Consider the following 25,244-nt stretch of genomic DNA (forward strand, 5'->3'; position numbering starts at 1 on the left):
GACCCGGGAAGGACCACACGTGATCATCTTCGGCACCAAGGGCTACCTGTACCAGCTGGCGATACTGACGCTGGTGTGCGGCCGGTGCGGCAACCCCGCCGCGCACACGCTCAGGAAGCGCGTCACGAAGTTCACCCTGTTCTTCGTCCCGCTGTTCCCGATCTCGACGAAGTACCAGACGCAGTGCACCTTCTGCGGCGCGGAACAGAAACTGACCAAGGAGCAGGCCGAGCAGCTCCAGGCGCAGGACGCGTCCGGCCCCGGCGGTCAGGCGTACGGACAGCCGCAGCAGCAGCACCGCTTCTGACCCACGGCGCCCGCCCCCTCCCGGGTTCCGGTGAGCGAACCGTCCCGGGCCGGGCCCGCCCGGTGCCAGACGCCCGCGTGCGGCCGGCGACCGTCGATCCTCGCAGGCGGGTACTTCGGCGCCGGCCGAAGCGTCCCGCTCCTAGCGTCGGGGCCATGAAGAACGACAGCCATCTCGTGATCAGCCCCAGCATCCTCTACTTCGGCACGCCCGTGGTCCTGCTGAGCACCGAGAACGCCGACGGGACGGCCAACCTCGCCCCGATCTCCTCCGCGTGGGCCCTCGGCCGGTACGTGGTGCTGGGCCTGGGCGGCGACAGCCACACCGTGCGCAACCTGGCGCAGCGCCCGGACCTCGTGATCAATGTGCCCGGACCGGAGCTGTGGGAGCACGTGGAGCGGCTGGCGCCGCTGACCGGGGCCGACCCGGTGCCGGAGGTGAAGCGTGCGGTGTACCGGCACGAGCGGGACAAGTTCGCCGCGGCCGGACTCACCCCGGCGCCCGCCCGTCTGGTGCGGCCGCCGCGCGTCGCCGAGTGCGCCCTGCAGTTGGAGGCGAGGGCCCGTGCCCTGACCCCGGGCGGGGCCGGTACGTTCTTCGCCGTGGAGTGCGAGGTGCTGCGGGTGCACGCCGCCGAACGCGTCGTCGTCCCCGGCACCGACCATGTCGACCCGGCCGTCTGGAGCCCGCTGGTGTACAACTTCCGGCACTATCACGGCCTCGGTCCGGAACTCGGCCACGGCTTCCGCTCGGAGACGCCGAGGACCGGCGCTCCCGCGGTCTGAACGCCGGCGACCCGCACCCGCCATCCGCCCCCCGCCATCTGCCTCTTACCTTCCGCCGCCCCCGGTTCCTGCTCGGCCCCCGCGGCCCCCGCCCTGTGTCGCGGGGGCCGGTCAGCCCGCCGGGCGCGTCTCGGGAGCCGCCGCCTCGGCGCCGCGGCGGTCGTGGCGCAGGGCCATCGCCGTGGCCAGGGCCCCGGCCCCCTCCCACAGCCCGACGCCGACGAAGGCGCCGGGCGCCCGGCCCGTGAGCGCGGCGACCATGAAGACCGCGCAGGTGAGCAGCCGGAAGGGCACCGTCCAGCGGAAGAAGGCCCGCCAGTCGGCGAGCGCCGCGAGGACGTAGTACACCCCCATGTTCAGCGCCGCCATGGACGACGCCGTCAGGAACGCGGGGGTGAGGTCCCCGGGGGCGCGGTCACGGGGGGGAGGGGAGTCCCAGCAGTGCCAACTGCACGTCGGGCGCGACCAGCCCGACGACACCGAGGGCGGCGGCGAGCACGCCGAAGACGGCCATGGTCCAGCCCGGGGCGGAACGGGGAAGGCGCACGCCGGGATCGTATCCATGTTCGGTCGTGTGGGTGAGGGGGGTCGCAAGATCCCGGTACACGGGAGGTGGCAATCGCCGCAGCCCGGGTACCCGACGACCACGGGCCCGGACCTCAGTGGGCCGATGGGCCTCCCGCAGTCGATCAGTGAATACGGAGGCATGGGCATGAGCACCGTCAAGGAAACCGTGGAAGTCGGCGTCCCCGTTCACACCGCCTACAACCAGTGGACGCAGTTCGAGGAGTTCCCGCACTTCATGGAGGGCGTCGAAGAGGTCAGGCAGGTGGACGACCGCCACAACCACTGGACGACGAAGATCGGCGGCGTGCGCCGCGAGTTCGACACGGAGATCGTCGACCAGCTGCCCGACGAGCGCGTCACCTGGCGCACGACCAGCGGCGACACCAACCAGAGGGGCTCCGTGCGCTTCGAGCGCGTGGACGACACCCACACCCGGGTGGAGCTGGTGATGGAGATCGAGCCCAGCGGGGCGATGGACAAGGTCGCCGACATGATGGGCACGATCGACCGCCGGGTCAAGGGCGACATGAAGCGCTTCAAGGAGTACATCGAGGAGCGCGGCGCCGAGTCCGGCGCCTGGCGCGGACGGATCCAGCCGGGCGGCGGCATGGGTGGCACCAGCGGCGGCACCGGACCGACGGGCGGTACGGGACCGCTGGGTGGCACCGACCCGCTGCGCGGCACCGGTGGCACCGGCGGCGGCATGGGTGGCACCAGCGGCGGCATGGGTGGTACCAGCGGTACGGGCGGTCCCGGCTCCACCTTCTGACACTCACCCACGGCTGCGACAGGGCCCGGTCTCCGTACGGAGGCCGGGCCCGTCCCTGTGCCGCCGCGGTTCTGCCGTGCGCCTCCCGCGGCACCGGCGCGTCCCGCACCGAGGGGTGTTTCGGCCATCGTTATGACATGCACCTGTCCATCCAGGCCGTCCAGTGGCACGCTGCCCTCTGACTGTCCGCAGTGAGACCCCTGCCTGACCGGGCGGACCGGCATCCCGCCGCCCGGCCCCCACAGCAGAAGGAGACCGCGTGATAGGCAGACCCCGCAGCCCTCGCCCCGCCGGCGACAGCACCCCGGTTCGCCGCGCCGGCACCCGCCGCGCCCTTCTCGGCGCGCTCGCCGGCATCGCCGCCCTGCTGGCGACCGGCGTCACCGCCGCACCGGCCGGCGCCGCGCCGGACCCCGGCCTCAGGACGCCCTCGGCACAGCAGGACGCCCTGTCCTTCTGGACGGCGCAGCGTATGCGCGAGGCCACCCCGCTCGACGTCCTGAGCGTCGACCCCACCGACGTACGCCGAGCGGCCCCGCGCCAGGGGAGGGCGACCGTCGTGCCGCCCAGCGCGCCCGCCGCGGCCGTCGGCCCCCTGGCCTTCCCGCACTCCGGCGGGCCGTGGTCCTGCGGGGGAGCGGTCACCAGGACCGCGGGCCGCGTCTTCTTCACCTACCAGGGGCGCACCGCCTCCTGCTCCGGCAACGCCGTCACCAGCGCCAACAAGTCCACAGTGCTGACGGCCGGCCACTGCGTGAAGCTGGAGGGCGCCTGGCACACCAACTGGGTGTTCGTGCCCGGCTACCACGACGGTCAGCGCCCGTACGGCACCTGGACCGCGGCCAGGCTCCTGTCGACGCCGCAGTGGACGGCCAATGAGGACATCAACTACGACATCGGCGCCGCCGTCGTCGCCCCGCTCGACGGCACGCGGCTCACCGACGCCGTCGGCGGCCAGGGCGTGGCCTTCAACACCGGCTACAGCAAGGCCATGTACTCCTTCGGCTTCCCGGCCGCGGCGCCCTACGACGGCGAGAAGTTCATCTACTGCAGCGGCACCACCTTCCGCGACTTCCTGCTCTCCGGCGACCACGGGCTGACCTGCAACATGACCGGCGGCTCCAGCGGCGGGCCCTGGTTCACGCAGTTCGACGAGGCCACGGGAACCGGGCTCCAGTCGTCGGTGAACAGCTTCAAGTACAACTTCCTGCCCAACGCCATGTACGGCCCGTACTTCGGCGCGGACGCACAGAACCTGTACCAGAGCGCCCAGTCCTCCTGACCCGCCGCTCCGGCAGCAGCCGGGTCCCCGCGCCGCGCCGAGCCGCGGCGCGGGGACCCGGCAACGGCGCCGCGAGGCGGCGGAGTTGCTGCACAATGGCCCGAATGATCGGCAACCGGATCACCTACCGCACCGCGGACGGCATACGCGTCCCGGGAACCTGGCGGCACGCCTTCATCCGCAACGGCGACCACTACCTCACCGACGTGTTCGTCTACGCGGACGGGCTGATCGACTGCTGGGGCCTGGTCACCGTGGAGGAGTTCGAGCGAAAACTGCGCTCGGGTTGGGTCGCCACCGAACTCCCCGAGGGTGCCCGCGTGTCGGCGCACGGCCTCGCGACCTGGAGGTTCAGCGAGCCGTACACCTGGCTCACCCCGGACGTGCTGCTGGCGGAGATCCGCGACACCATCGACCAGCTCAACGGACGTCCTGACTCCACCGGCCGCTGCCTGGCCGCCGTCGACGTGTTCCTCGCCGACCGCACGGAGGAGAACCGCGCCGCTGCCCGCGACGCGTACCACGCCATCCCGGCCACCCAGCGCCACTACGCCCTGGGCGACATGGACCGCAAGGACGGCCCCCTCCAGGTGCTGGTCACCGGGCCCGGCGGGGAGTTCGAGGACGCGCCCGGCGCGACGGTGACGCAGGAGGAGTACGACGAGGCGCTGGCCTACTTCGAGGACCGGGCCCGGTGGATCGCCGACCGTCCCTCACGCGTCCCGGCGGACGGCCCCGCCACTCCGCTGGCGCCTGCCATCCACCTCTACGAGAGCAGCCCTCTCACGCCCTCGGAGTCCCCCGGCACCAAGGGTTTGCGGAATGAATATCCCGCGCCCCTCCGGATCGACGGCGTCACCTACCCGACCGTGACCCACGCGTACTGGGCGCTCTCCACCACCGACCCCGCGTCCCGGGCCGCCGTCAGGGACGCCTCCGGCACGTTCGCCGCCCGGACCGCCGCCGCGGCCGCTCCCCGGCGGCAGGGCTGGGAGCAGGCGAGGACCGCCGTGATGACGATGCTGCTGAGGGCCAAGTTCACCCAGCACCCGCACCTCGCCCAGGCCCTCCTCGACACGGGGGACGCCACCCTCGTCTACGACGACATCGGCCTCGGCCGCCACTGGGGCGACAACGGCGGGCAGGGCAGGAACTGGACCGGCCGCCTCCTGGAACTCGTCCGTTCGGAACTCCAGGCCGCCGCGGCGGGGATCTCCCTCACGCCACCCCCCGGATGACGGGCACGTCACCGCCTGGCGGGCCGCCCGGAGTTCTTCTCCCGCGGGTGTGCGCAGGGGCACGGGCCACTTCCTCCCGCGGCTGCCCGCCACGGCCATGACAGGCAGTACGGTCGGCCCATGACGGACACGACACGCTTCGCGGGCCACGGCGTTCTCATCACCGGTGGGGGGCGCGGCATCGGCGCCGCCACCGCCCGCCGGCTCGCAGGGGAAGGGGCCCGGGTCCTGGTCGCCGACCAGGACCCGGACGCGGCGCGGCGGACGGCGCGGGACCTCACGGCGCAGGGGTTCACGGTCGAGGCGTGCGCCTGCGACGTGACCGACCAGCAGGCGGTGGACGCCGCCGTCGCCCACGCCGCGGACACCTTCGGCTCCCTCGACGTCCTGGTGAACTGCGCCGCCCACTGCTCGCCCGACCTGCCCCGCTTCGAGGCGCAGCCGGACGAGTCCTGGGCGCGGGACCTGGACGTCACGCTGACCGGCACATACCGCTGCTGCCGGGCCGCCCTGCCGCACCTGGCAGACTCCGGACGCGGTGCGATCGTGTCCATCGGCTCGGTCAACGGCCTTCAGGACTTCGGCAACCACGCCTACAGCGCCGCCAAGGCCGGATTGGCCTCCCTGACCCGCACGCTCGCGGGGCACGCGGCCGCGCGCGGCGTACGCGTCAACCTCGTGGTGCCGGGCACGGTGCGCACCAGCGCGTGGGAGGGCCGCGACGCGGACCTCGAAGCCGTGCGGCGGCTGTACCCGCTGGGCCGGGTGGGGGAGCCGGAGGACATCGCCGCCGCCGTGGCCTTCCTGGCCTCACGCGACGCGTCCTGGATCACCGGCACGGCCCTGGTCGTCGACGGCGGCCTCACCGCGGTCAACACCGGTTTCCATCAGGCGCTGCACGAGTGAGGAACGTCGGTCGCCCGAGCCCGAGCCCGAGCCGCTGACCGAGGGTTCGCCCGGTCACGGCCGCAGGGCGCCCCGCGGCTCCGAGCGGCGCCCGATCGGCCCACACCGCGGGGTGACAACGGCCCGCCCCTGTGCCGTACGGGCCCATCGGCCCGGTCCGGCGGCGCTAATCCGGACACGGCGGGGTAAAGGGAGGTCCAACAGCCCCCCACTGTGAGAAGGAGCCGGTCTTGACCGACGACGCCTACCTGTTCCTGCTGGACGACCCGTCCGCGCCGCTCGGCGTCCCCCCGGCCGCCGTCGGCGAGCTCGCCTTCATGGAGACGCCCGCGGTCCGCGCCTGGCTGCACGCCCACGACGCCACGCCCACCTCCCCGTACCTGCGGCTGCTGCCGCCGGAGGAGACCGGGGCCATCCCGGCGGACGCCGAGAGCGTGCCGGTCCCGCTCGGCGACGAGGAACTCAGCCGGCTGCGGCACAGCATGACGCCGGAGTCCCTCGCCCGCCTCGAGGAGGAACTGCTCGCCTACCGCGACTGCTCCGACGGCCGGGACGGCCTGATCGGACGCGCCCTGGCCGCCGGCGTGCCACCCCACCGCATCGTCGAACTGACCGGCGTGGACCCCGCGACGGTGACCGCCGCGGCGAGCGGCTGACGACGCGGCGGGCGGCTGCCGGACCCGCAGCCGCCCCCGACCCGCCCGGTCTCAGGCGCCCGGGCCGGGGTCCGGCTCGACGGCCGAGGCGATCCCGGCCCGGGCCGCTTCCAGTTGGGCGGCGAACGCGATGCCGAGGAACAGCGCGACCGCCGTCAGGTTCGCCCACAGCAGCAGCGCGATGAACGCGGTCAGCGGTCCGTACACGGCGCCGAAGGCACCGCTCTCCTCGACGTACAGCGCGAGCAGCCAGGTGGCCGCCACCCACAGCAGCAGATGCACCGCCGACCCGAAGGCCAGCCAGGTGTAGCCGGGCTGCACGCGCCGCGGGGACCAGCGGAAGATCACCGCGGAGGCCACCCAGGCGAGGACCAGCCCCACCGGGATCTCGACCACGCCCCACCACCGTCCGAAGCCGCTCTCCCAGCCCGCGGTCTCGGCCACGGCGTCCCCCACCGCCCGGCCCGCCACCAGGACGACGAACCCCAGTACCAGGGGCAGGCCCGCGGCCAGGGCGAGCACGAACGACCGGGCGTACTTGCGCGGCAGGGGGCGGTCCCGCTCGATCCCGTAGATGCGGTTGGCGCCGCGCTCGATCTGCCCCATCGCCGACGACAGGTTGAGCAGCGCGAAGCCGAGACCGAGCCAGAGGGCCACCGTGCTCCAGGCGTCGCCGTGGGCCGTGCGCCGCGTTCCCTCGAAGGCGTCCTTCACGATCTCCGCGCTCGCCCCCGGCACGATCCGCCCCAGGGTCAGCTCGATGACCCGGCCCACGGCCTCGGTGTGCACCGAGGTGGCCAGTCCGACCAGCGCCACGGTGCACGGCACCAGCCCGACCACCACCTGGAAGGCCAGCGCCCGGGCGTTGGTGAAGCCGTCCGCGTAACGGAACCGTGCGAAGGAGTCCATCAGGAACCGCCAGCCCCCGTAGTGGCGCAGGGCGGCGAAGGCCTCGTCGCCGGAGAGTTCTTCTCCGATCATGTCCCGGGTCTGCGGGACGTGCACGGCGGTTCCCATGGTGGACTCTCCTTGTCGCACGACGGCTCCCTGCCCGGATGCCCCGTAATCCTGACCGCCCGACCTGTTCGCGGTTCCCCGACCCACAGAGCCGCCGCGGGTGCTCACCCGCTCGGCACCCCACGGCCGCTCCGGGCCCCGGACGCGCGGCGCGGGTCACCTGTTACGCCGTCAGCCGGTCCGCCAGGGCCCGGGCCTCCTCCGTCTTGGGGTGATCGGCGCCGAGCTGGGAGTGCAGGATCCGCTCGCCCCGGCGGGCGCTCTCGGCCGAGGACGGCTCGCCCAGGGCCTCCAGCACCCGTGCCCGGAACAGCAGGGCATAGCCGATGTAGAGGTGGTCGGACGGGTAGCGGGCCTCGCGGATCCGCAGCGCCCGCTCGATGCGCGGCAGGGCCGCCTCGGGGTCGCCCAGGTCGAAGTGGACCGTCGCGAGGGCGATCAGATCGAAGCTGACATAGGGGTCGTCCGGTCCGTGGGCGGCCTCGTCGATGCGCAGCGCCCGCTCGGCCAGCGGCAGCGCCGCCCGGTGCTCGCCGAGCATGCACAGCGTCCGCGCCAGTGTCGCCAGGTCCGTGGCGACGGCGGGGTCCCCGGCCGGCAGAGCGGCCTCGTGCAGCCGCAGCGCCCGCTCGGCGAGGGGGCGTGCCGTCTGCGGGGCGCCCAGGTCCCGGTGGATCTGGGCCAGCGTGATCAGGTCGAACCCGATCTCCGCGTCCCGGCCCGGCAGCGCTTCGTCGAGCGCGAGGGCACGTTCGCACAGGGGCAGCGCCAGCGTGCGGTCACCGATCGCGAGGAGGAACTCCGCTGCCAGCCGCAGCAGCACCGCCGTCTCCGCCGCCGCGCCGGCGGGCGGCTCGCCGCGGGTCACGGCCAGCACGTGGGGGAGCAGCCGGTGCCAGCGCGGCCGGGCCTCGGGATCGCCGTGGACGTCGTGCGGCACGGCCGCGAGGAGCGCATGGCACAACTGCGCCCGTGACGCCGCCCGGTGGTCAGCGGTCATGGAGGCGCGGACGGCCGCCTGGACCAGCCGGTGCAGCACCAGGGAGGAGCCCTCACGCCGGGCCAGACCGAGGCCGGCCAGGGCGCCCACGGTCGTGTCCCAGGCCAGCGGATCGGCGGCCGACGGCACCAGCGGCTCCGGCGCGGCGGTGAACGGGTCCAGCGCGATGGGCTCCGGGGCCAGCAGGGCGCACAGCTCCAGCAGCCGTACGGCGTGCGGCTGTTCCCGCCGGAGCCGATCCACGCCGAGCTGCCACAGGGTCGCGACCACCACCGACGGCCGGTCGGCCAGCTCGCCCCGGGCGATCATCTCGTCCAGCCGCGTAACCAGCAGGGCCAGGTACTCCTCCGGTGCGGTGTGGTTGTAGCCCATGTATCCCGCGGCCTGCTCCAACGCGAGCGGCAGGTCGCCGAGTCGCTCGGCGATCCGGTCCGCGGTCGAGGCGCTCGTGCCGGGCACCCGCCGGACCAGGAGATCCACCGACTCCCGCCTGCTGAACTCCGGCAGGTCCAGCACTCCGGCGGTGGCCGACCAGCCGCTCACCCGGGTGGTGACGACGATGTGGCCGTTGTGCGCCAGGTCGCCCGAGGGCAGCGCGTGCAGCAGCGTGCCGGGCTTCTCGGCGTTGTCGAAGACGACCAGCCAGGGCCGACGGTCGCGAAGCGAGGACCACACCCCGGGCACGGCCTGCTCGGATCCCACCTCCCGCAGCCCCAACTCCCTGGCCAGCGAGGCGAACTGGGTGGCGATGAGGTCGGGGTCCTCGGCGTCGACGAAGGCGACGAACCGGTACTTCGACAGGTGGCGGTAGGCGTACTCGACCGCCAGCTGTGTCTTGCCCACCCCGCCCAGGCCGTGCACGACCTGTGTCGCCATGTCCTGCGCCGAGGTGAGGCGCCGCCGCAGTTCCCGCAGGGCGTCGTCCCGACCGGTGAAGTGGGCGTTGCGGGGCGGCAGCCGGTAGGTCGTGGGTGCGGACGGACGCGGCGGGGGCGGCTGTTCGCGAGCCTCCTGGCGCAGTCCGGCCCAGGCGAGGGGAACCAGCAGCAGGAGCACGATCCAGGGGTGCAGGCGCACGAAGTCGAGCGGACCGGGCCAGCGGCTCTGCCCGGACGCCGCGTTGAAGGCCAGACTGCCGACGAACAGCACCAGCAGACCGGCCACGGTGCCGACCAGTCTGCGCCACATGAGGATCCCTCTCCGGTCGCGACGACGGCCGACGTGATCGTATCCGAGAAGTCGGCCCGGGGGAGGGGGTGTTCGAGGCGACCGCCCGCCGTACCCACCCGGCGGCTTCGCGTACACGCGACAGACCGGGGGCGACCGGGCGGCGGCTCTGCCCGGCCTGCGGCGGAGCGTCCCGCACCCGCGCCGGCTAGGGCGAGATCGTCCAGCGGGGTGCGGTGCGGGCCCAGGCCGTGTCCCAGGCGGCGAGGTTGCGGCGCTGGAGGGTGCGGTGGGCCACGCCGTAGGCCAGGGTGCCGGTCGCGTAGAAGGCCAGGGTGGCGATGACCGCGCTGCCGACGCTGCGGCTGCGGATCTGCTCGGCGGTCAGGGGCGGGTCGGTGAGCCGGCCGTCGGTGCCGGCCCAGACGCGCAGGGTCGTGCCCGCGGGCAACTGCGGCTGGACATCGGTCTCCGCCGTGCGGGTGCGCCCGAGGGGGTCGGTGAAGCGGACGGTGACCGGGTAGAGGGTCTTCCGCGCCTCGGGCGAGCCCGGCTCGGGATGGCGCGGGGCGTCGTGGAGCAGCACCGCGGTGGTCTCCTGCCGGGAGGCGGCCTGCTGCTGCGCGGTACGGGAGTAGTGGCGGTGGGCGAGGTCACGAGCCAGCGTCACCACCGCGGGGGTGGCCGCGAGCACGGCGAGCAGCAGGCCCAGGCCGATCCACGCCTGGATCAGGTCGGTGCGGCGGCGCAGCGGGTTGCGCCGCCAGCGCCACAGCATCAGCCGGGGCAGGTCCTCCGGCGGAGGCTGCGCGGGGGGTATCGGGCGGTCCATGGTGTCCCTCCGTCGTGGGGCAGGGGTGACGGGTGGTCGGCGGGCCGGGGTGACCGGGACCGGTCCGGTCGGGCCCGGTCTGGTCTGACCGGTCCGGTCGGGCCGGCCTAGTCGGGACCGGGAGGGGCGGCGTCGGCCGCGCGCGGCCGGGAGCGCGCCGCCAGGAGGTGCTGGGCCGCGCCCCGCACGGCGGCGGTGTGCGGCGCCGGCACGACGCGCACGGCCGCCTGGAGCCGGGCCGTGAGGTGGTACGTGATGTCGGGGCGCAGGGCGCCGCCGCCCGCCAGGAGCACCCCACGGCTCAGGGCGTCCGCGGTGAGGGAGCCGCCGTCCTGGCGGAGCATGGCGGACACCATGTCCGCGACGGCGTCGCCGACCCGCTCCGGCGGGGTGGCGTCGAGGTCGCTCGTACCCAGGGCGGTGCGGCGCGCGTCGACGACGCCCGTGTCGGCCAGCAGCACCACCTCGCTGAGATGGGCGCCGACGTCGACGACGAGCAGCGGCCGCGTCCGCCCGGCTCCGGCCGCGAGGGCGATGGCCCGGGCGGTGGGGACGGTCAGCACCGTGCGCGGCCGGAGCACCTGCACCGCCGCGCGGGCCGCGTCGCGGTAGGCCGGGCCGCCCAGGACGGGGGTGGTCACGACGACGTGCGGGGCGGTGAAGCGGGGCAGGCGGTGGCCGAGCAGACGCTCCAGCATCCGGGCGCAGCCGGCGGGGTCGATGATCGTGCCGCGCTGGACCGGACACCGCGTGTCCGTGCCGAACGTGACCGTCGGGACGTCGCTGATCAGCCCGCGGCCGAGAAGCCAGACGCGCGTGCGGGCACTGCCCATCTCCAGGGCGATGCCCGAATGGCGTCCGAAGCGGTGCCGTGCGGCGGAGCGCACGGGGAGCGCGGTCACCGGCCGGCCTCCCTCACCTGCTGGCAGCGCCCGCAGTAGCGGGCCTGCGGAACGATCGCCAGCCGCTCGGCCGCGACGGGCCCCCGGCACAGCCCGCAGACGCCGTAGCGGCCCTCGTCCATGCGCCGCAGGGCCGCCTCCACGTCGGTGAGGACCATGCGGGCGCAGGCGGCGAGCTTGACGTGGACCTCGACCTGGGAGGCGGCGTCAGCGGGCCGCGGCCCGTCCGCGCGGGACGGGACCGCGACGGCGAGTTGCTGCAACTGCTCCCGGCGGAACAGGCGCTGCTCCACGAGGTTCTCCCGCAGGGCGGCGAGCTCCTCGGGCGTCAGATGCGTCGTACGGTCGGCGATGAGCTGGTGGTTCACCACACACCCCTCGGGCAGAGCGATGGAGAAGAACGGTGGGGACGGGCCGCCCGGTCAGGGGGCGGCACGGCGCTGGCAGGCGACGCAGCAGGGGGTGTAGGGGAGGATCTCCAGCCGCTCGGCCGGGACAGGGTCGCCGCAGCCCAGGCAGGTGCCGTACCTGCCGTCCTCGACCCGGGCGAAGGCGCCGTCGATCTCCTCGAGCACCCGCCGGATGGCGTCCCGCTGCATCGACGTCAGATGGTCGTCCACGCTGTGCCCGGTCTCCTCGAGCGCCCGCAACTGCGTCAGCCGGGTGCTGCGGGCGTGCTCCAGGCGCCGGCGCACCTCCTGGGCGGTCATGCGCTCGGGGCGGGGGTCGGTGCGGGGGGCGTCGACGGTCACTGGGCTCTTCCCTTTCCGTGGGCCGGGCGGCGGTGCGCCCGGACGGGCGGTCGGGCACCGGGCGATGCCCGGTCCGGCGGTCACCGCACCGGGGCGCCCGGTCCTGCCCCCAGCCTGGTCCGGGGCGGGGCGAATACCCATCGGGCGCAGCACCCATTTCCGGCAGCGCGCGGGATGCAGACCCCAGGGCCCTGGGTAGCCCGCGCACCGGGAAATGGGGGCCGGGCCCCATATCCCCGTGAGGCGGGAGCGGGCAGGCTGGCCTCAAGGCTTGGTCCCCATGGCCTGGTCCCGAGGCATGGTCCCCGAGGTCCGGCCCCATGGCCTGGTCCCCGAGGCCTGGCCCCCAGGCCCGGCCCGATCGCCCGGCTCAGGGGACCCGCCCCGAGTCCCGGCCGACGGCCGGGCACGGCAGCCGGTCGGTCCGGGGGCCATAAGGCACCCGGCGGCCGAGGCACGCCGTAGCGCAGAAGGAGGTTGACGACCGGTGTCGCTGTTCTGGCGGATCTTCGCCCTGAACGCCGTCGTCCTGGGCACCGCCACGGGCCTGCTGCTCTGGGCGCCGGTGACCGTGTCGGTGCCGGTGCTGCTCACCGAGGCGGTCATCCTGCTGGGCGGCCTGGCGGTGATGCTGGTGGCCAACGCCGCCCTGCTGCGCTGGGGACTGGCCCCGCTGGACCGGCTGACCGGCCTGATGACCACCGTCGACCTGCTGCGCCCCGGGCAGCGGCTGTCCGCGCCCCGAGGCGGCGAGGTCGCCGAGCTGATCCGCACCTTCAACGCCATGCTGGAGCGGCTGGAGCACGAACGCGCCGCCAGCAGCGGCCGGGTCCTGCTCGCCCAGGAGGCCGAACGCCGCCGCATCGCCCAGGAACTGCACGACGAGGTCGGGCAGAGCATGACCGCGATCCTGCTCGGGCTCAAGCGGGCCGCGGACGCGGCCCCGGACCCGCTGCGCAAGGACCTGCACGAGGTGCAGGAGATCACCCGGGGGAGCCTGGACGAGGTCCGCCGCCTGGTGCGCCGCCTGCGCCCCGGCGTGCTGGACGACCTGGGCCTGGTCAGCGCCCTGACCTCGCTCACCGAGGACTTCGCCACCCACACCGGGCTGCAGGTCACCCGCCGCTTCGCCGCCGACCTGCCCCCGCTGGAGCCGGAGACGGAACTGGTCCTCTACCGCGTCGCCCAGGAGTCCCTCACCAACGTCGCCCGCCACGCCGGCGCCCGGGGGGCCGTCGTGTCGCTGCACCCCGGCGGGGCGGGCGTGGTCCTGGCCGTGACCGACGACGGCTGCGGCATCAAGGCCCCGCGGGAAGGCGCCGGCATCCTCGGCATGCGCGAACGCGCCCTGCTCGTCGGCGCCGCCCTGGACATCACCCCCGCGCCGCGCGCCGGGACCCAGGTCAGGCTCACCGTGCCCGTGCCCAGGAAGCAGATCTCCTCATGACCCGGACCATCCGCATCCTGCTGGCCGACGACCACGCGCTGGTGCGCCGCGGCGTCCGGCTCATCCTCGACCAGGAACCGGAGCTGCAGGTGGTCGCCGAGGCGGGCGACGGGGCCGACGCGATCGAGCAGGCCCGCAGCCATGACGTCGACCTGGCCGTGCTGGACATCGCCATGCCCCGTATGACCGGTCTGCAGGCCGCCCGCGAACTGGCCGGCCTCAAGCCGGGGCTGCGCGTCCTGATCCTCACCATGCACGACAACGAGCAGTACTTCTTCCAGGCCCTCAAGGCCGGCGCGAGCGGGTACGTGCTGAAGTCCGTCGCCGACCGGGACCTCGTCGCCGCCTGCCGCGCCGCGATGCGGGACGAGCCCTTCCTGTACCCCGGTGCGGTGACCGCCCTGATCCGCAACTACCTCGACCGGGCCCGGCACGGCGAGGAGACCCCCGACCAGGTCCTCACCCCGCGCGAGGAGGAGGTCCTGAAGCTGGTGGCCGAGGGCCACTCCTCGCAGTCGATCGCCGACCTGCTCCACATCAGCATCAAGACGGTCCAGCGCCACCGCGCCAACCTGCTGCACAAGCTCGGCCTGCGCGACCGCCTGGAGCTGACCCGCTACGCCATCCGCGCGGGCCTGATCGAACCGTGAGCCACCCCGACCGTCCGGGGGCCCGGCTGCCCACTCCCCGGCCGGGCCCCCGGGCCACCCCCACCCCGACCCGTCCCGCCGCCCTGTGGGCCGCGGCGCTGCTGGCGCTCTTCCTGGCCGTGGTGCCGGGCGCCGCGTCCCCGGCCTGGGACGCGCAGCCCACGGGGGTGCGGCTCGTACCGTCCGCGGGGGTGCAGGCTCCACCGCCCGCCGAGGAGCGGTCCGGTCCGGCGGGCGGATCCGCCGTCGAGGGGCCGGGCGCCGCTCACGAGGCCCGGCCGTACGCCCCCGACGGCTGTGCCACGGCGTGCGCCGTGCACGCGGCGTTCCGGCTCGAACCGCTCGGCGAACGCATGCCGCCGCCCGGCCACCCCGCCGCCGTCGCGGGCCGCGAGGCCCCCGCCGTCGCCGCCACCGGTCCGCCGGCGGCGGCAGCGACACCGCAGGGGCGTCCGCGCGCCGACCACGCGTCCACCGACCGGGGCCGGTCACCCCCGGTGTCCTCCGGCACCTGAACCCGCCCTTCCCTCACCGTCCTTCACCGCGGCCGCGCCGGCCGCCGCCGCGGTGTGCCCGCCGGAGGCCGCGTTGACCCGCTCGTCCCGGGTGAGAGCCCTGCTCGCCCTCACCGTGATCGCCCTGTCCCTGTACATCACCGTCACCGTGCCGGTCCGTCTCGGACTTGATCTGCGCGGCGGCACCCAGATCGTCCTGGAGACCCGCTCCACCGACACCGCCGAGGCCGGTCCCGAGGCCACCGACCGCACACTGGAGGTGCTGCGCGGCCGCATCGACGCCCTCGGCGTCGCCGAACCCACCCTCCAGCGCTCCGGCGACCGCCGGATCATCGTCGAACTGCCCGGCGTCCAGGACCCGAGGAAGGCGGCCGACGTCCTGGGCCGCACCGCCCAGCTCACCGTCCACCCCGTGACCGGCCTCGCCGACGGCACCGACGCCCGCGGGGGATCCGCAACCGAGCGGGCGGGGGAGCGTGTCCTGCCCGACGAGTCCGGCCGGCCGCTGCACCTGGGGCCCGCGGCACTGACCGGACGGGACGTCGAAGGCGCGGACGCCCGGTTCGACCAGCAGAGCGGCGCCGGGTGGCACGTGACCGTCGACTTCGACGACTCCGGCCGCGACGCGTGGGGCCGGCTGACCGGCGCGGCCGCCTGCCGTCCCGCGGGGAACCCCGAGCGCCGCATCGCCATCGTCCTCGACAAGAAGATCATCTCCTCGCCGCAGGTCGACCCGTCGGTCGCGTGCGGGGCGGGCATCACCGGCGGCGCCACGCAGATCACCGGGTCCTTCACCGACGACGAGGCGCGCGAACTGGCCCTGCTCATCAGCGGCGGCGCCCTGCCCGTCCCCGTGGAGACCGTCGAACAGCGCACCGTCGGCCCCACGCTGGGCGCCGAGGCCATCACCGCCAGCTCCTGGGCCGCGGTCATCGGCACCGCCCTGACCGCACTGTTCATCATCGCCGTCTACCGGCTCATGGGCGCCCTCGCGGTACTGGCCCTGGCCGCGTACGGGCTCATCTCCTACGGCGCCCTGGCCGCACTGGGCGCCACCCTCACGCTGCCGGGCCTGGCCGGTTTCGTCCTGGCCATCGGCATGGCCGTCGACGCCAACGTGCTGGTCTTCGAACGCGCCCGCGAGGAGCACACGAAACGCCGCCGGGCCAGTCCGCGCTCCGCCCTCACCACCGGCTTCCGCAAGGCCCTCAGCGCCATCGCCGACTCCAACATCACCACCCTCATCGCCGCCGGACTGCTGTTCTTCCTCGCCTCCGGGCCCGTGCGCGGCTTCGGCGTCACCCTCGGCATCGGCGTCCTCGCCTCGATGATCAGCGCCCTGGTCGTCACGCGGGTCCTCGCCGAGCACGCGGCGTCCCGCCCGTGGGTGCGCCGCCGGCCCCATGTCACCGGTCTGGCCACCGCCGGGCGGGTCAGGAGCCGCCTGGCACGCTCCGGGCCGGAACTGATGCGCCGCCCGCGGCGCTGGCTGGCCCTGTCCGCCGCCGTGCTGGCCGTCGCCGCCTCCGGTATCGCCGTCCGCGGTCTCGACCTGGGCGTCGAATTCACCGGCGGACGGCTGATCGAGTACACCACCGCGCGCCCCGTCGACCCCGAGCGCGCACGCACCGCGCTCGCGGACGCCGGGCTCCCGCACGCCGTCGTCCAGTCCTCCGGCGACAGCGCCCTGTCCGTGCGCACCGGCGAGCTGAGCAACGCGCAGGCCGAGACGGTGACCCGTACCGTCGGCACACTCGGCGGCGCCACGGAGAAGGTCCGCGACGAGCTGATCGGACCCAGCCTCGGCGAGGAACTGCGCCGCAACGCCCTCATCGCCCTGGGCGTGGCGCTCGCCGCCCAACTGCTCTACCTGACGGCCCGCTTCCGCTGGCTGTTCGGCACCGCGGCGGTCGCCGCCCTCGCCCACGACGTGGTCATCCTGGTCGGCGTCTTCGCCTGGCTCGGCAAGCCCCTGGACGGGGTGTTCCTCGCGGCGCTGCTCACCGTGATCGGCTACTCGGTGAACGACTCGGTCGTGGTGTTCGACCGCGTCAGGGAGCTGTGGCGACACGACCGTGCCACCCCGCTGCCGGCCCTGACCGACCGGGCGATCGTCCAGACCCTGCCCCGCACCGTCAACACCGGCATGGGAGCCGCCCTGATCCTCACCGCCCTGGCCGTGCTCGGCGGGGACTCCCTCACAGACTTCGCCCTGGCCCTGCTCATCGGCCTCGTGATCGGCACGTACTCGTCGGTCTTCACGGCCACCCCGCTGGCGATCGAACTGGACCGGCACACGTCCCGCTCCCGGAGACGCCGCCACTGACCGGACGCTGGATCAGCCGGGCTTCTGATCGTCGACCCGTTCGAAACGGCACCCAATGCTGTTGTCGGGGTCGTCTCCCGGAATCTGGAGGAGGATCAGTCGGCCATCGGCCGACAGCATGTCCAAGGGCTCGAAGTCACCGCCTCGCTCCACCTCGACATGCTGCTCGCCCTCCACGGACTCCAGCGCCCAACTCCCCTTGCCGTCTTCCGTGCCGGTGATGCGGCCCTCATCCAGGCTGTAACCGGTCGCCCAGTGTTCCCACCGGGCCGAGCCGTCCTTCTCCAGCACGAGCAAGGAGTCGCACGACTCGCCGGCATGCCAGCGGCCCACCAGGTCGGAGCGCCTGACGTCCTTCGCTTCCGCATCAAAGGAGCATCCGGTGACAAGACCGATGCCGAGGCAGAGAAGCGCTGCGACGGCCGGACGACGATTCATTCATGCCCCGGTTCGGTGTGGCGGTCGGTCTCGTCCTGGACGAGGAGGGAGAGCAGGGAGGCGACGGGGAGTCCTGCTTCGGCGGGGTGGCGCAGGACTTTGCCGGGCTGGACGCGGTAGGTGTTGCTGCGTCCGTCGCGGGTGTGGGAGAGGTACCCGTCGTGTTCGAGGTCCGCGATGATCCGGGAGACGGCGCGTTCGGTGAGGTGGCAGCGGGCGGCGATGTCGCGGATGCGGGCGTTGGGGTTGTCGGCGACGGCGGCGAGCACGCGCGCGTGGCTGGTGATGAACGTCCATCCGCTGTGGGACCGGGGTACTGCGACCATGACCTGCATCTTAGACGCCCGTGGTTGCCTGAACCCGGATACATGACATACTTTTCCGGCAACCGATGACGTGCTCCCGCAGGGGAGAACCACAGAAGGAGCCCGAAGGTGCCCTGGGAAGAGGCCGCCGAGACGGCGCTCACGAGCAACGCCGGCGGAACGCCGCTGTTGCGGCGAGAGACGACCGGGCCCGCCGTGGAGGCGGCCTCGGTGCATCAGTACGCATGGCGCGGGACCTGGGTCGTGGCCGCGCGCGGCGCCTACGACCTGAACTCGATCCAGCCGCTGACGGACGCGCTGGCGAGCGCGGTCCGCGACCACCCGGTCGTGGTCCTGGACGCCTCCGGTGTGACGTTCGCGGATTCGACGCTGCTGAACCTGCTGATCCTCACGCACCAGAGCGGCAAGCTGCGCCTGGTCGCTCCCTCGGCCCACCTGCGGCGGCTCTGCGAGATCACCGGGGTCGACGGCGTGCTGGACATTCGCGAGACGCTGGACGCCGCCACCGGCCCGTCGTGAACGACGGCCCCTGGGCCGCGCCTAGGCCGCTCCAGGGGCGTCGCGCAGGACGTCCGCGGTGATGTCCGCCAGCGACCTGCCGCTGCGGAACGCCTCGGCGCGCATCAGGGCCAGCGCGTCCTCCTGGCTGAGCCCTCGCCGGGTCATTAGCGTCGCGACGGCCCGCGCGGTGTCGAACCAGTGGGCCCGCACGAGCGCCCTCGGCTCCCAGTCCGGTGCCCGCGAACCGGTGATAATCATCTCCCGGGTCCTCATGAGCGCGGCGGTCACCGCGTCCGCCACGTCCGACGCCTGCACCAGGTCCTCCTCGTCGAGGGCGTGCGGCCGCAGGGCGAGCAGATCGACCGTGCCGAGGACGTAGTCGCCGAAGAACAGGGGGAGCGCGTACACCGACGTCATCTGCGGCAGCTTCTCCCGCATCAGCGCCCCGAACAGGGGCCACGGGGTGACGTCGTGGCGCAGGTCGTGCACGGCGACAGGTTCCCCGGTCTGCGCCGCGGCGATGCAGGGGCCCTCAAGCAGCGTGAACTGGATCTCCTCCAGTTGCAGGGCGGCGTCGTCCGACGCGGCGAGCAGCTGCCGGGACGGGGTGTCGGTGAGCAGGGAGAGGGTGGCGCCGTCCACGCCGAGCCCGTCGCGCACCGCCTCGCACACCCGCCGGGGAACGTCCTCGAGCGACGCGCGCGCTGCGGCTTCCGCGACCATCCGCGCCGCCTTCACCGCCTCGGCCGTCATCGCGCCGCCCCGCGTACGGGCGTACGGGTGGCCGTGGACGAGCAGGGAGGCATGGGCACGCACGGACGGACGGCGTCCCACCACGTCTCCCCGCGGGGAGACGGCTGCGGCACGTGTCGAGGAAGGGCCATGGCCCGGAAGTACCCGGCCCGGCCGCGAAGATGCCGCCGAACGTGCGGGGCACCCCGGGTGCCTCCCGGTGCGCGACGCGAGGCGCGGGACAGGGGTCGGACGCGTCCGGCGCGCTGCCGCCGACGGCCGGCCCGGGCGGGGCATCACGGCGCGTCGTGTCGCGCCCCGTCCAGCACCCCGGCCGTGACGTCCGGGAAGCGGTGCGGGAACGCGTGCGCCCCCCGCACCACCACGGCCCGGCCCCGGGCGGCCCGCCCGGCCAGGTACCGCACCCACCCCGGCGGGCTGAGGACGTCGTCCTCGGCCCCGACGAGGGTCACCGGGCAGGTCACCGACGGCAGCACCTCCTCGGGGGCGTCCATCCGGCACGAGCGCGTGCAGGTCAGAAGCCGCCGGGGCCCGGCCGCCAGGTAGGACGGCAGCACGGCCGGCACGACGCCTGGGGACTCCTGCACGGCCGTGCGGAGCCCCGCGCCGAGCAGCGGCCCCCATCGGCGCAGCCGGGGCGGGAACGTCGGCGCCAGCAGCACCAGGGCCCGTACGCGCTCGGGTCTGCGCACGGCGGCGTGCAGCGCCACCTGGGCGCCGGTGGAATGCCCGGCCAGCACCACGGGCCGGCCGGGCACGTCCGTCAGCCACCGGGCGACCGTGTCCGCGAGCGCGCCCAGAGTCTCCCCGCAGACGGGCCCGGCGGGATCCCGGTACCCGGGCACGTCCAGCAGGCGTGCCGGACCGGACCGGGCACAGCGCTCCAGCGTTCGCAGCAGATATCCGGGCGCCCCCAGTCCCGGCACCAGCACCACGGGCACGCTTCCGGGGCCGAGCCGCGGCGTGCCCATGCTGCGTACCGCGGACGCCCCGGCCCGGTCGTGCGTGACGTGCACAAGCGACTTCCCGTGGTGCGTCATGATCGACGGGTACCCGGCACCGGGACGGAGTCGCCCGTGAGGCGTTCCACCCGCTCAGGCGGCGAGGGTCCCGCCGTCGACGACCGAGACCGTGCCGGTCACGTAGTCCTGGTCCATGAGCGCGAGGAACGCCTTGGCCGCGTCGTCCGGATCGGCCACGCGGCCCAGGGGCAGGGACGCGGCGAGACCGGCGTACATGCCCTCGCGGTCGGCCTCGCTCATCCCGGACCACAGCGGCGAGCGCACGACACCGGGCGCCACGACGTTCACCCGGACGGGCGCCAGTTCGACCGCGAGGCTGCGCGCGGCGGACAGCACCGCGCCGGAGACCGCCGCCCCCAGCGTCCAGCCCGGCCCGCCCTTGAACGCCGCGGTGCCGCTGACGAGGGTGACGGAACCGCCGGGTGCCAGGTGCGGCACGGCGAGCCGGACGGCGTCGAGTGCGTGGAACAGACGGAGGCCGAAGAACTCGCTCGCACGGTCGACCGTGTAGTCGGCGAGCGGAAGGCCGCTGAGGTTCTCCCCGGCGGTGTAGGCGAGGTGGTCGAACGTGCCGATCTCGTCGAACAGGGCCGCGACCGCGTCGCCGGAGCTCGCGTCCACGGCCCGTCCCACGACTCCGGCCGGCAGCTGCCCGAGCGCGCGCTCCACCGACGCGGCCCGGCTCGAGGCGATGGTGACGGCCGCCCCGGTGCCGGCGGCGCGCCGGGCGACGGCGAGGCCGATGCCGCTGGTTCCACCGAGGACGACGATGCGGGAGGAAGAGGTGATGGTCATGGATTCAGGGTCCGGCCGGGGCCCTCCCCACGTCCAAGACCCTTTCCGTCGTCAGTGATGCCCGCAGGGTATGAGCGAGCGTGATGGCGCAGTTCAGCAGCGTCGATTCGCGGCCCGCGGCCCAGGCCACGCCGACCGGTCCGGGCGCCAGCCCGGGCATCGGGCGCACGACGACGTCGGGCCGGGTGTAGAACCGGGCCGTGGAGGCCGGCAGGAACGCCACTCCGGACGAGGCGGCCACGCGTTCGAGCTTGATCTCCACCTCGTGCGGATGGTCGCCTCCGGCCGGCACGGGCAGGCCACGCGCGAGGCGGGCCTCACGCCACTCGGGAGCCGCGTCCGGGTTCTGGATCAGGTCGTACTCGGCGAGGGCGTGCGGGCTCAACTCCTCGGCGGCGGCGAGGGGGTGTGACGCCGACAGGACGACGACCCGCTCCTCGTGGAACAGCGCCTCCACCTGGAGTCCGCGGCGGGGGACCGGCAGGCGCACCAGGCCGAGGTCGACGCGGCCGTCGAGGATCGTCTCCACCTGGTCGTCCCAGCCGGTGCGGACCAGCTCGATCCGGATGTCGGGGAACGACTGCCGCAGGCCTTGCACGATCGGCGTGACCAGGAGGCCGGGCATGAAGCCGATGGCCAGCCGCTCGATCCCCTCGGCGGCCTGACGGGCGCGCCGTTCCAGGGCGCCGGCCGACCGCAGCAGCTGGCGTCCGTCCTCCGCGATGAGCCTGCCCGCGTCGGTGAGAGCCGTGCCGCGTGTCGAGCGTTCGAACAGGACGACGCCGAGCTCTCGTTCCAGCACCGCGATCTGCCGGCTGAGGACGGGCTGGGCGATGTGCAGCTCCTGCGCGGCCCGGCCGAAGCTCAGCGTGTCGGCGACGGCCAGGAAGTACCGCAGACGCCGCAGATTGAGCTCTGACATGCGGGAATCCTACGGCGCGGGGAGCGCCTCGGGCGCGGTGAGGACGGGAAGGCGCGCCAGTCGGGGCGGTCGCCGGGACGCCGGGACGCCGGGACGCCGGGACGCCGGGCACCGCGGGGGTGCCCGGCGCGTGAGCCCGTCAGGCGGAGAAGGGCACGGCGTCGGCCGGGTCGGCGTGCCAGTTGGTCGCCTCGGGGCGGTCGACCGTCACGGTCTCCGGCAGTCGGAGCGTGATGGAGTGCAGTTCGTCGCCCATGACGGAGAGGTGCAGGCGGTCGAACTGCCTGCCGTGGTCGCCCGGGGTGGTCTTGGGGTTGATGCCCGCGTAGGCGGCCTTGGCCCCGGACAGGGTCACGCCGTCGCCGACGGCCTGCTCCGCCGGCCCCACCTCGCTGTCGGCGGACGAGCCGAAGGAGGCGGACGGGAAGACGCCCCGCAGGTGGCAGGTGACGCCGGGCTTGGCCTTGGCGGTGACGAGGAGGTAGCCACCCGCCTGCGTCTCGGACGTGACGGTGAAGGACAGGTCGCCGGTGACGCAGGCCCGCGTGACCTGGCCACGGCTGTCGGCCGCGGCGTGAGCCGTCGCCGTGGCGGTGGCGGTCAGGGCGGTGGCCGCCACGGCGGCCAGGGCGAGGCGGGCGGACGAAGAAGCGAGACGTGAACGCATGTCGGGAACTCCAGCTTCGGAAGTGGACGTCCGGCGGACTGCTCGGACCACCGCAGAGTGGAACGGCATCCGTCCCACAGGCCACGGACTGCGGTCACTTCGGGATGCCGGAACGGTGGAACGCCGCCTGACCAGCAGTGATGCGGCCGGCCTGGAATGGACGAACGGGACGCCCCACGGGACCGAAGCCCTCGCTCACCCGGTGCGTGCGGCTCCCCGGGGCACTCAGGTGCAACCGTCAGGTTGCGCGATGGTCCGCAACGTGCAACTCTGAAGTTGCAGATGCTGACGCCGGACACGGAGGGACCGTCATGAACGAGGACAGGATCGAACGCGAAACCCTGATCGAGGCGCCGCTGGAGCGGGTCTGGTCGCTGGTGGCCCAGCCCGGGTTCTGGGTCGCGGACAAGGAGAGCCTGCCCGGCACGGTGGCCCGGGAGGGCGACGTGCTCCTGGTGAAGAACTCCGAGCACGGCGACTTCCCCGTACGGGTGGAGAAGATCGACCCGCCGGCCTATCTGGCCTACCGCTGGACCAGCGCGTTCCCGGGTGAGGAACTGCGTGAGGACAACAGCACCCTGGTCGAGTTCACGCTGACCGCGGAGGGGAGCGGCACCCGGCTCCGTGTCGTCGAGAGCGGCTTCACGGCGCTCGCCGGTTCCGAGGAGCTGCGCAGCCAGAACCTGAAGGACCACACCCAGGGCTGGCCCGTCGAACTCGGCGCGCTCAAGAGCCGCGCCGAGCAGCCTGCCGCGTGAGCGAGGAACGTCCCGGCGCCGCCGAGGTCGTCGACAGCGTCATAGGCGCACTCGCCGACCCGACGCGGCGCCGGCTGCTGGACGTCCTGGCCGCGCGGGGGCAGGCCACCGCCACGACGCTCGCGCAGCAACTCCCCGTCTCCCGGCAGGCGGTGGTCAAGCACCTCGCGGTACTGGACGCTGCAGGGCTGGTCACGGGCAGCCGCGTGGGGCGCGAGGTGCGCTACGCGGTGCGCCCGGACGCGCTGGACACCACGGCCCGATGGATGGCCTCACTGGCTGCGGAGTGGGACAGGCGCCTGGCGCGCATCAAGCGCGTCGCGGAGGCAGCGGAGGCAGCGGAGGCCGCGGAGGCGGCAGACGAGACGCGGCGCCTCGGCTGATGCCGGGGCGCCGCGTGTCGGTGTGTGCCGTCGGGCCCGGTTCAGGGCGCGATGCCCACCGAGGGCAGTCGGCTCCACTTCTTCTCCTGCGAGGCCGTGAGGGCCGGCCAGGTCAGGCCGCCGGGCCGGGGGTTGACGCGGGAGGCGTAGGGCCGGGGAGTGAAGGACGGCTCGTAGAGGCAGCCGGTGCCGTAGCGGGCGTCGTACCCGGGGCACGCGGCCGCGATCGAGGCCGGCGTGGGCTTCCTGCCGCTGCGGACCCAGGTGTCCAGTGCGGCGATGGAGGTGGCGTACTCGGACGGGCTGAGGCCGCTGTGCTCGTGCTCGTCGGTGAAGGTCTGCACGAGGTGCCGGTCCCGCCCGGCGCCCCGCAGACTGGCCCGGTAGGCGGCTTCGTGCTCGACGAACGCCGTCGGGTCGTCGATCGCGTGCAGCGTGAGGACGGGGATCGAGACCTTGCCGGTGAGGTCGCTGTCGTAGGAGAGGTCCCGCACCGCGGTCTGGTCCGCCGAAAACCTCTCGACACCGGCGTTGAGGGCCGCGTCGTCATGGGAGCCGGAGTAGACGACTCCCTTGTTGGAGAACGGGTTCCGGTCGCCCAGCCGGTTGTGCACGATGTCCCGGAACGTGAACGTGGCGAACCGCAGATGCGACTCCAGCGTCCGCTCGGGGATGCCGGTGACCGCGAGGATGTCGTCGAGGTTGCGTTGCTGCAGCGCGGTGCGGTCCTCGGGCGCGGAGGAGAACCCGGTGCACTCCTGGAGCCGTGCGCGCAGACCGGAGGACGTCATCGTCGAACCGGCGCGCAAGCCCTTCCACAACGGATACTGCACTTCGTCCGGCCGCGGATGGTTCCGGCAGTAGTACTGGTAGACCACACGCAGGTCCACGCGGTAGTCGTATCCGCGTGAACCCCCGCCGAGGACACCGTTGGTGAGCAACGCGCCGTCATAGGGCCCGTGTTTCTTCGCACCGTAGATCTCGATGGTCTTCGCGGCGACATTTCCGCCCCACGACTGTCCGTGGAGATAGGTCCGTTCGGGTTTGCGGAACTTCGCGACGAACAGCCGGCGCAGACTTTCCGTGTCGGCGGCCGCCATGCGTGTTCCGTAACCACCGCGCCGGTACGAGGAACCGGCCCAGGCGTACCCCTGCTCCACCATGACCGACCAGCGCTCCAGGTCGCCGACGCTGCGCTCGGGGTCGGAGCCCTCGCCCAGGTCGGGCCCGCCGTGGGCGTGCAGGACCAGGGAGCCGTTCCACTTCTCGGGCACGGCGATCGCGTAGAAGGCGCCGTCCGCGCTCTGCCCGGTGTAGCAGGTCGCCTCGGCGGCCAGGCCGGCGGGACATGCCGTGGCCGTCGGGTCGCCGGATGCGGCGGCGGGCGTGGACAGCACGGGAACGGCGAGCGCGGCGACCAGGGCCATGCCCAGCGCCCCGCTCACGGCCGTCCCTCGACGGCGGGCGGGCAGAACCGCCCGAACGCGTCCGGCCCACGACCTTTTCGGCGGCATGCTCATCAGGCGCTCCCTCATATCGCCGGACGCGACCCTCGCGCGGC

The 25,244-nt window shown here is 73.9% G+C and carries 27 protein-coding genes and 2 pseudogenes; 14 read left to right on the forward strand and 15 right to left on the reverse strand.

What is annotated here, in order from left to right:
* Positions 1–19: 19 nt before the first annotated feature.
* Positions 20–307, forward strand: coding sequence for a zinc-ribbon domain-containing protein (locus tag ACZ6ZN_RS17585; protein WP_369194286.1), 288 nt, complete (start codon positions 20–22; stop codon positions 305–307).
* 155 nt (positions 308–462) lie between these two features.
* On the forward strand, positions 463–1,092 hold the full coding sequence (locus ACZ6ZN_RS17590) for a flavin reductase family protein (protein WP_469647120.1): 630 nt from the start codon (positions 463–465) through the stop codon (positions 1,090–1,092).
* Between the two features lie 111 nt (positions 1,093–1,203).
* Here the strand turns inward: ACZ6ZN_RS17590 and ACZ6ZN_RS17595 are convergent.
* A pseudogene (locus ACZ6ZN_RS17595) lies at positions 1,204–1,606 on the reverse strand (hypothetical protein).
* A gap of 198 nt (positions 1,607–1,804) precedes the next feature.
* Between ACZ6ZN_RS17595 and ACZ6ZN_RS17600 the strand changes: the two are divergent.
* The 5 genes and pseudogenes from ACZ6ZN_RS17600 to ACZ6ZN_RS17620 all read left to right on the forward strand — a co-directional run.
* A pseudogene (locus ACZ6ZN_RS17600) lies at positions 1,805–2,260 on the forward strand (SRPBCC family protein); the annotation flags it as partial.
* 427 nt (positions 2,261–2,687) lie between these two features.
* Positions 2,688–3,710, forward strand: a complete 1,023-nt coding sequence (locus ACZ6ZN_RS17605; RefSeq protein ID WP_469647123.1) for a trypsin-like serine peptidase — start codon at positions 2,688–2,690, stop codon at positions 3,708–3,710.
* 104 nt (positions 3,711–3,814) lie between these two features.
* The gene (locus ACZ6ZN_RS17610; RefSeq protein ID WP_469647125.1) at positions 3,815–4,948 is read left to right on the forward strand and encodes an NADAR family protein; all 1,134 of its coding nucleotides are present in this window, start codon (positions 3,815–3,817) and stop codon (positions 4,946–4,948) included.
* A 120-nt stretch (positions 4,949–5,068) separates the two neighbouring features.
* Entirely contained in the window at positions 5,069–5,854 is a 786-nt protein-coding gene (locus ACZ6ZN_RS17615) for an SDR family NAD(P)-dependent oxidoreductase (RefSeq protein WP_469647128.1), read from the forward strand.
* 230 nt (positions 5,855–6,084) lie between these two features.
* Positions 6,085–6,510 (forward strand): DUF6003 family protein, encoded by a 426-nt coding sequence (locus ACZ6ZN_RS17620; protein WP_398108133.1) that lies wholly within the window; start codon positions 6,085–6,087, stop codon positions 6,508–6,510.
* Positions 6,511–6,561: 51 nt separating this feature from the next.
* Here ACZ6ZN_RS17620 and ACZ6ZN_RS17625 read toward each other — a convergent pair whose 3' ends face one another.
* The 6 genes from ACZ6ZN_RS17625 to ACZ6ZN_RS17650 form a co-directional block, all read right to left on the reverse strand.
* Positions 6,562–7,527, reverse strand: a complete 966-nt coding sequence (locus ACZ6ZN_RS17625; RefSeq protein WP_469647131.1) for a YihY/virulence factor BrkB family protein — start codon at positions 7,525–7,527, stop codon at positions 6,562–6,564.
* A gap of 163 nt (positions 7,528–7,690) precedes the next feature.
* Positions 7,691–9,715 (reverse strand): FxSxx-COOH system tetratricopeptide repeat protein, encoded by a 2,025-nt coding sequence (gene fxsT / locus ACZ6ZN_RS17630; protein WP_469647134.1) that lies wholly within the window; start codon positions 9,713–9,715, stop codon positions 7,691–7,693.
* 187 nt (positions 9,716–9,902) lie between these two features.
* A complete protein-coding gene (locus ACZ6ZN_RS17635; protein ID WP_469647137.1) occupies positions 9,903–10,526 on the reverse strand; it encodes an Rv1733c family protein in 624 nt (207 codons plus the stop codon).
* 107 nt (positions 10,527–10,633) lie between these two features.
* Entirely contained in the window at positions 10,634–11,428 is a 795-nt protein-coding gene (locus tag ACZ6ZN_RS17640) for a rod shape-determining protein (protein WP_469647141.1), read from the reverse strand.
* A complete protein-coding gene (locus ACZ6ZN_RS17645; RefSeq protein WP_398108128.1) occupies positions 11,425–11,799 on the reverse strand; it encodes a TraR/DksA family transcriptional regulator in 375 nt (124 codons plus the stop codon). The genes ACZ6ZN_RS17640 and ACZ6ZN_RS17645 overlap by 4 nt, the downstream gene beginning before the upstream one ends.
* Positions 11,800–11,850: 51 nt before the next feature.
* Entirely contained in the window at positions 11,851–12,180 is a 330-nt protein-coding gene (locus ACZ6ZN_RS17650; protein WP_469647143.1) for a TraR/DksA family transcriptional regulator, read from the reverse strand.
* Between the two features lie 487 nt (positions 12,181–12,667).
* On the opposite strand from ACZ6ZN_RS17650, the gene ACZ6ZN_RS17655 reads away from it, so the two are divergent.
* The 4 genes from ACZ6ZN_RS17655 (at position 12,668) to secD (ending at position 17,118) form a co-directional block, all read left to right on the forward strand.
* Entirely contained in the window at positions 12,668–13,627 is a 960-nt protein-coding gene (locus tag ACZ6ZN_RS17655; RefSeq protein ID WP_398108126.1) for a HAMP domain-containing sensor histidine kinase, read from the forward strand.
* The gene (locus tag ACZ6ZN_RS17660; protein WP_451879064.1) at positions 13,624–14,277 is read left to right on the forward strand and encodes a response regulator; all 654 of its coding nucleotides are present in this window, start codon (positions 13,624–13,626) and stop codon (positions 14,275–14,277) included. The genes ACZ6ZN_RS17655 and ACZ6ZN_RS17660 overlap by 4 nt, the downstream gene beginning before the upstream one ends.
* Positions 14,274–14,792 (forward strand): hypothetical protein, encoded by a 519-nt coding sequence (locus ACZ6ZN_RS17665; RefSeq protein ID WP_469647148.1) that lies wholly within the window; start codon positions 14,274–14,276, stop codon positions 14,790–14,792. Before ACZ6ZN_RS17660 ends, ACZ6ZN_RS17665 begins: the two co-directional genes overlap by 4 nt.
* 73 nt (positions 14,793–14,865) lie before the next feature.
* Positions 14,866–17,118, forward strand: a complete 2,253-nt coding sequence (secD, locus tag ACZ6ZN_RS17670; RefSeq protein ID WP_469647150.1) for a protein translocase subunit SecD — start codon at positions 14,866–14,868, stop codon at positions 17,116–17,118.
* Between the two features lie 12 nt (positions 17,119–17,130).
* On the opposite strand, the gene ACZ6ZN_RS17675 is transcribed toward secD, so the two are convergent.
* Together ACZ6ZN_RS17675 and ACZ6ZN_RS17680 are read right to left on the reverse strand one after the other, a co-directional pair.
* Positions 17,131–17,556 (reverse strand): hypothetical protein, encoded by a 426-nt coding sequence (locus ACZ6ZN_RS17675; RefSeq protein ID WP_469647152.1) that lies wholly within the window; start codon positions 17,554–17,556, stop codon positions 17,131–17,133.
* Positions 17,553–17,882, reverse strand: a complete 330-nt coding sequence (locus tag ACZ6ZN_RS17680; RefSeq protein ID WP_469647155.1) for a helix-turn-helix transcriptional regulator — start codon at positions 17,880–17,882, stop codon at positions 17,553–17,555. The genes ACZ6ZN_RS17675 and ACZ6ZN_RS17680 overlap by 4 nt, the downstream gene beginning before the upstream one ends.
* A 108-nt stretch (positions 17,883–17,990) precedes the next feature.
* Here ACZ6ZN_RS17680 and ACZ6ZN_RS17685 point away from each other — a divergent pair, with 108 nt between their 5' ends.
* The gene (locus ACZ6ZN_RS17685) at positions 17,991–18,401 is read left to right on the forward strand and encodes an STAS domain-containing protein (RefSeq protein ID WP_451879067.1); all 411 of its coding nucleotides are present in this window, start codon (positions 17,991–17,993) and stop codon (positions 18,399–18,401) included.
* A gap of 21 nt (positions 18,402–18,422) precedes the next feature.
* Here the strand turns inward: ACZ6ZN_RS17685 and ACZ6ZN_RS17690 are convergent, their stop codons facing one another.
* From ACZ6ZN_RS17690 to ACZ6ZN_RS17710, 5 genes are all read right to left on the reverse strand, one after another.
* A complete protein-coding gene (locus tag ACZ6ZN_RS17690) occupies positions 18,423–19,199 on the reverse strand; it encodes a GAF and ANTAR domain-containing protein (protein WP_469647159.1) in 777 nt (258 codons plus the stop codon).
* A 212-nt stretch (positions 19,200–19,411) separates the two neighbouring features.
* Positions 19,412–20,176 (reverse strand): alpha/beta fold hydrolase, encoded by a 765-nt coding sequence (locus ACZ6ZN_RS17695; protein WP_469647162.1) that lies wholly within the window; start codon positions 20,174–20,176, stop codon positions 19,412–19,414.
* Positions 20,177–20,230: 54 nt separating this feature from the next.
* On the reverse strand, positions 20,231–20,953 hold the full coding sequence (locus ACZ6ZN_RS17700; RefSeq protein WP_469647165.1) for an SDR family oxidoreductase: 723 nt from the start codon (positions 20,951–20,953) through the stop codon (positions 20,231–20,233).
* 4 nt (positions 20,954–20,957) lie between these two features.
* Positions 20,958–21,875, reverse strand: a complete 918-nt coding sequence (locus tag ACZ6ZN_RS17705; RefSeq protein ID WP_469647169.1) for a LysR family transcriptional regulator — start codon at positions 21,873–21,875, stop codon at positions 20,958–20,960.
* A 139-nt stretch (positions 21,876–22,014) separates the two neighbouring features.
* Positions 22,015–22,542 carry a DUF4232 domain-containing protein gene (locus ACZ6ZN_RS17710; protein ID WP_469647172.1) on the reverse strand — a complete coding sequence of 176 codons (528 nt, stop codon included), beginning with the start codon at positions 22,540–22,542 and terminating at the stop codon, positions 22,015–22,017.
* Positions 22,543–22,853: 311 nt separating this feature from the next.
* On the opposite strand from ACZ6ZN_RS17710, the gene ACZ6ZN_RS17715 reads away from it, so the two are divergent.
* Together ACZ6ZN_RS17715 and ACZ6ZN_RS17720 are read left to right on the forward strand one after the other, a co-directional pair.
* Positions 22,854–23,300, forward strand: a complete 447-nt coding sequence (locus tag ACZ6ZN_RS17715) for an SRPBCC domain-containing protein (RefSeq protein ID WP_451879073.1) — start codon at positions 22,854–22,856, stop codon at positions 23,298–23,300.
* Positions 23,297–23,683 (forward strand): ArsR/SmtB family transcription factor, encoded by a 387-nt coding sequence (locus tag ACZ6ZN_RS17720; protein WP_469647175.1) that lies wholly within the window; start codon positions 23,297–23,299, stop codon positions 23,681–23,683. The genes ACZ6ZN_RS17715 and ACZ6ZN_RS17720 overlap by 4 nt, the downstream gene beginning before the upstream one ends.
* 41 nt (positions 23,684–23,724) lie before the next feature.
* On the opposite strand, the gene ACZ6ZN_RS17725 is transcribed toward ACZ6ZN_RS17720, so the two are convergent.
* Positions 23,725–25,197, reverse strand: a complete 1,473-nt coding sequence (locus ACZ6ZN_RS17725) for a hypothetical protein (RefSeq protein WP_469648020.1) — start codon at positions 25,195–25,197, stop codon at positions 23,725–23,727.
* Positions 25,198–25,244 lie beyond the last annotated feature (47 nt).

This window comes from Streptomyces sp. NPDC053665 (assembly GCF_055585285.1).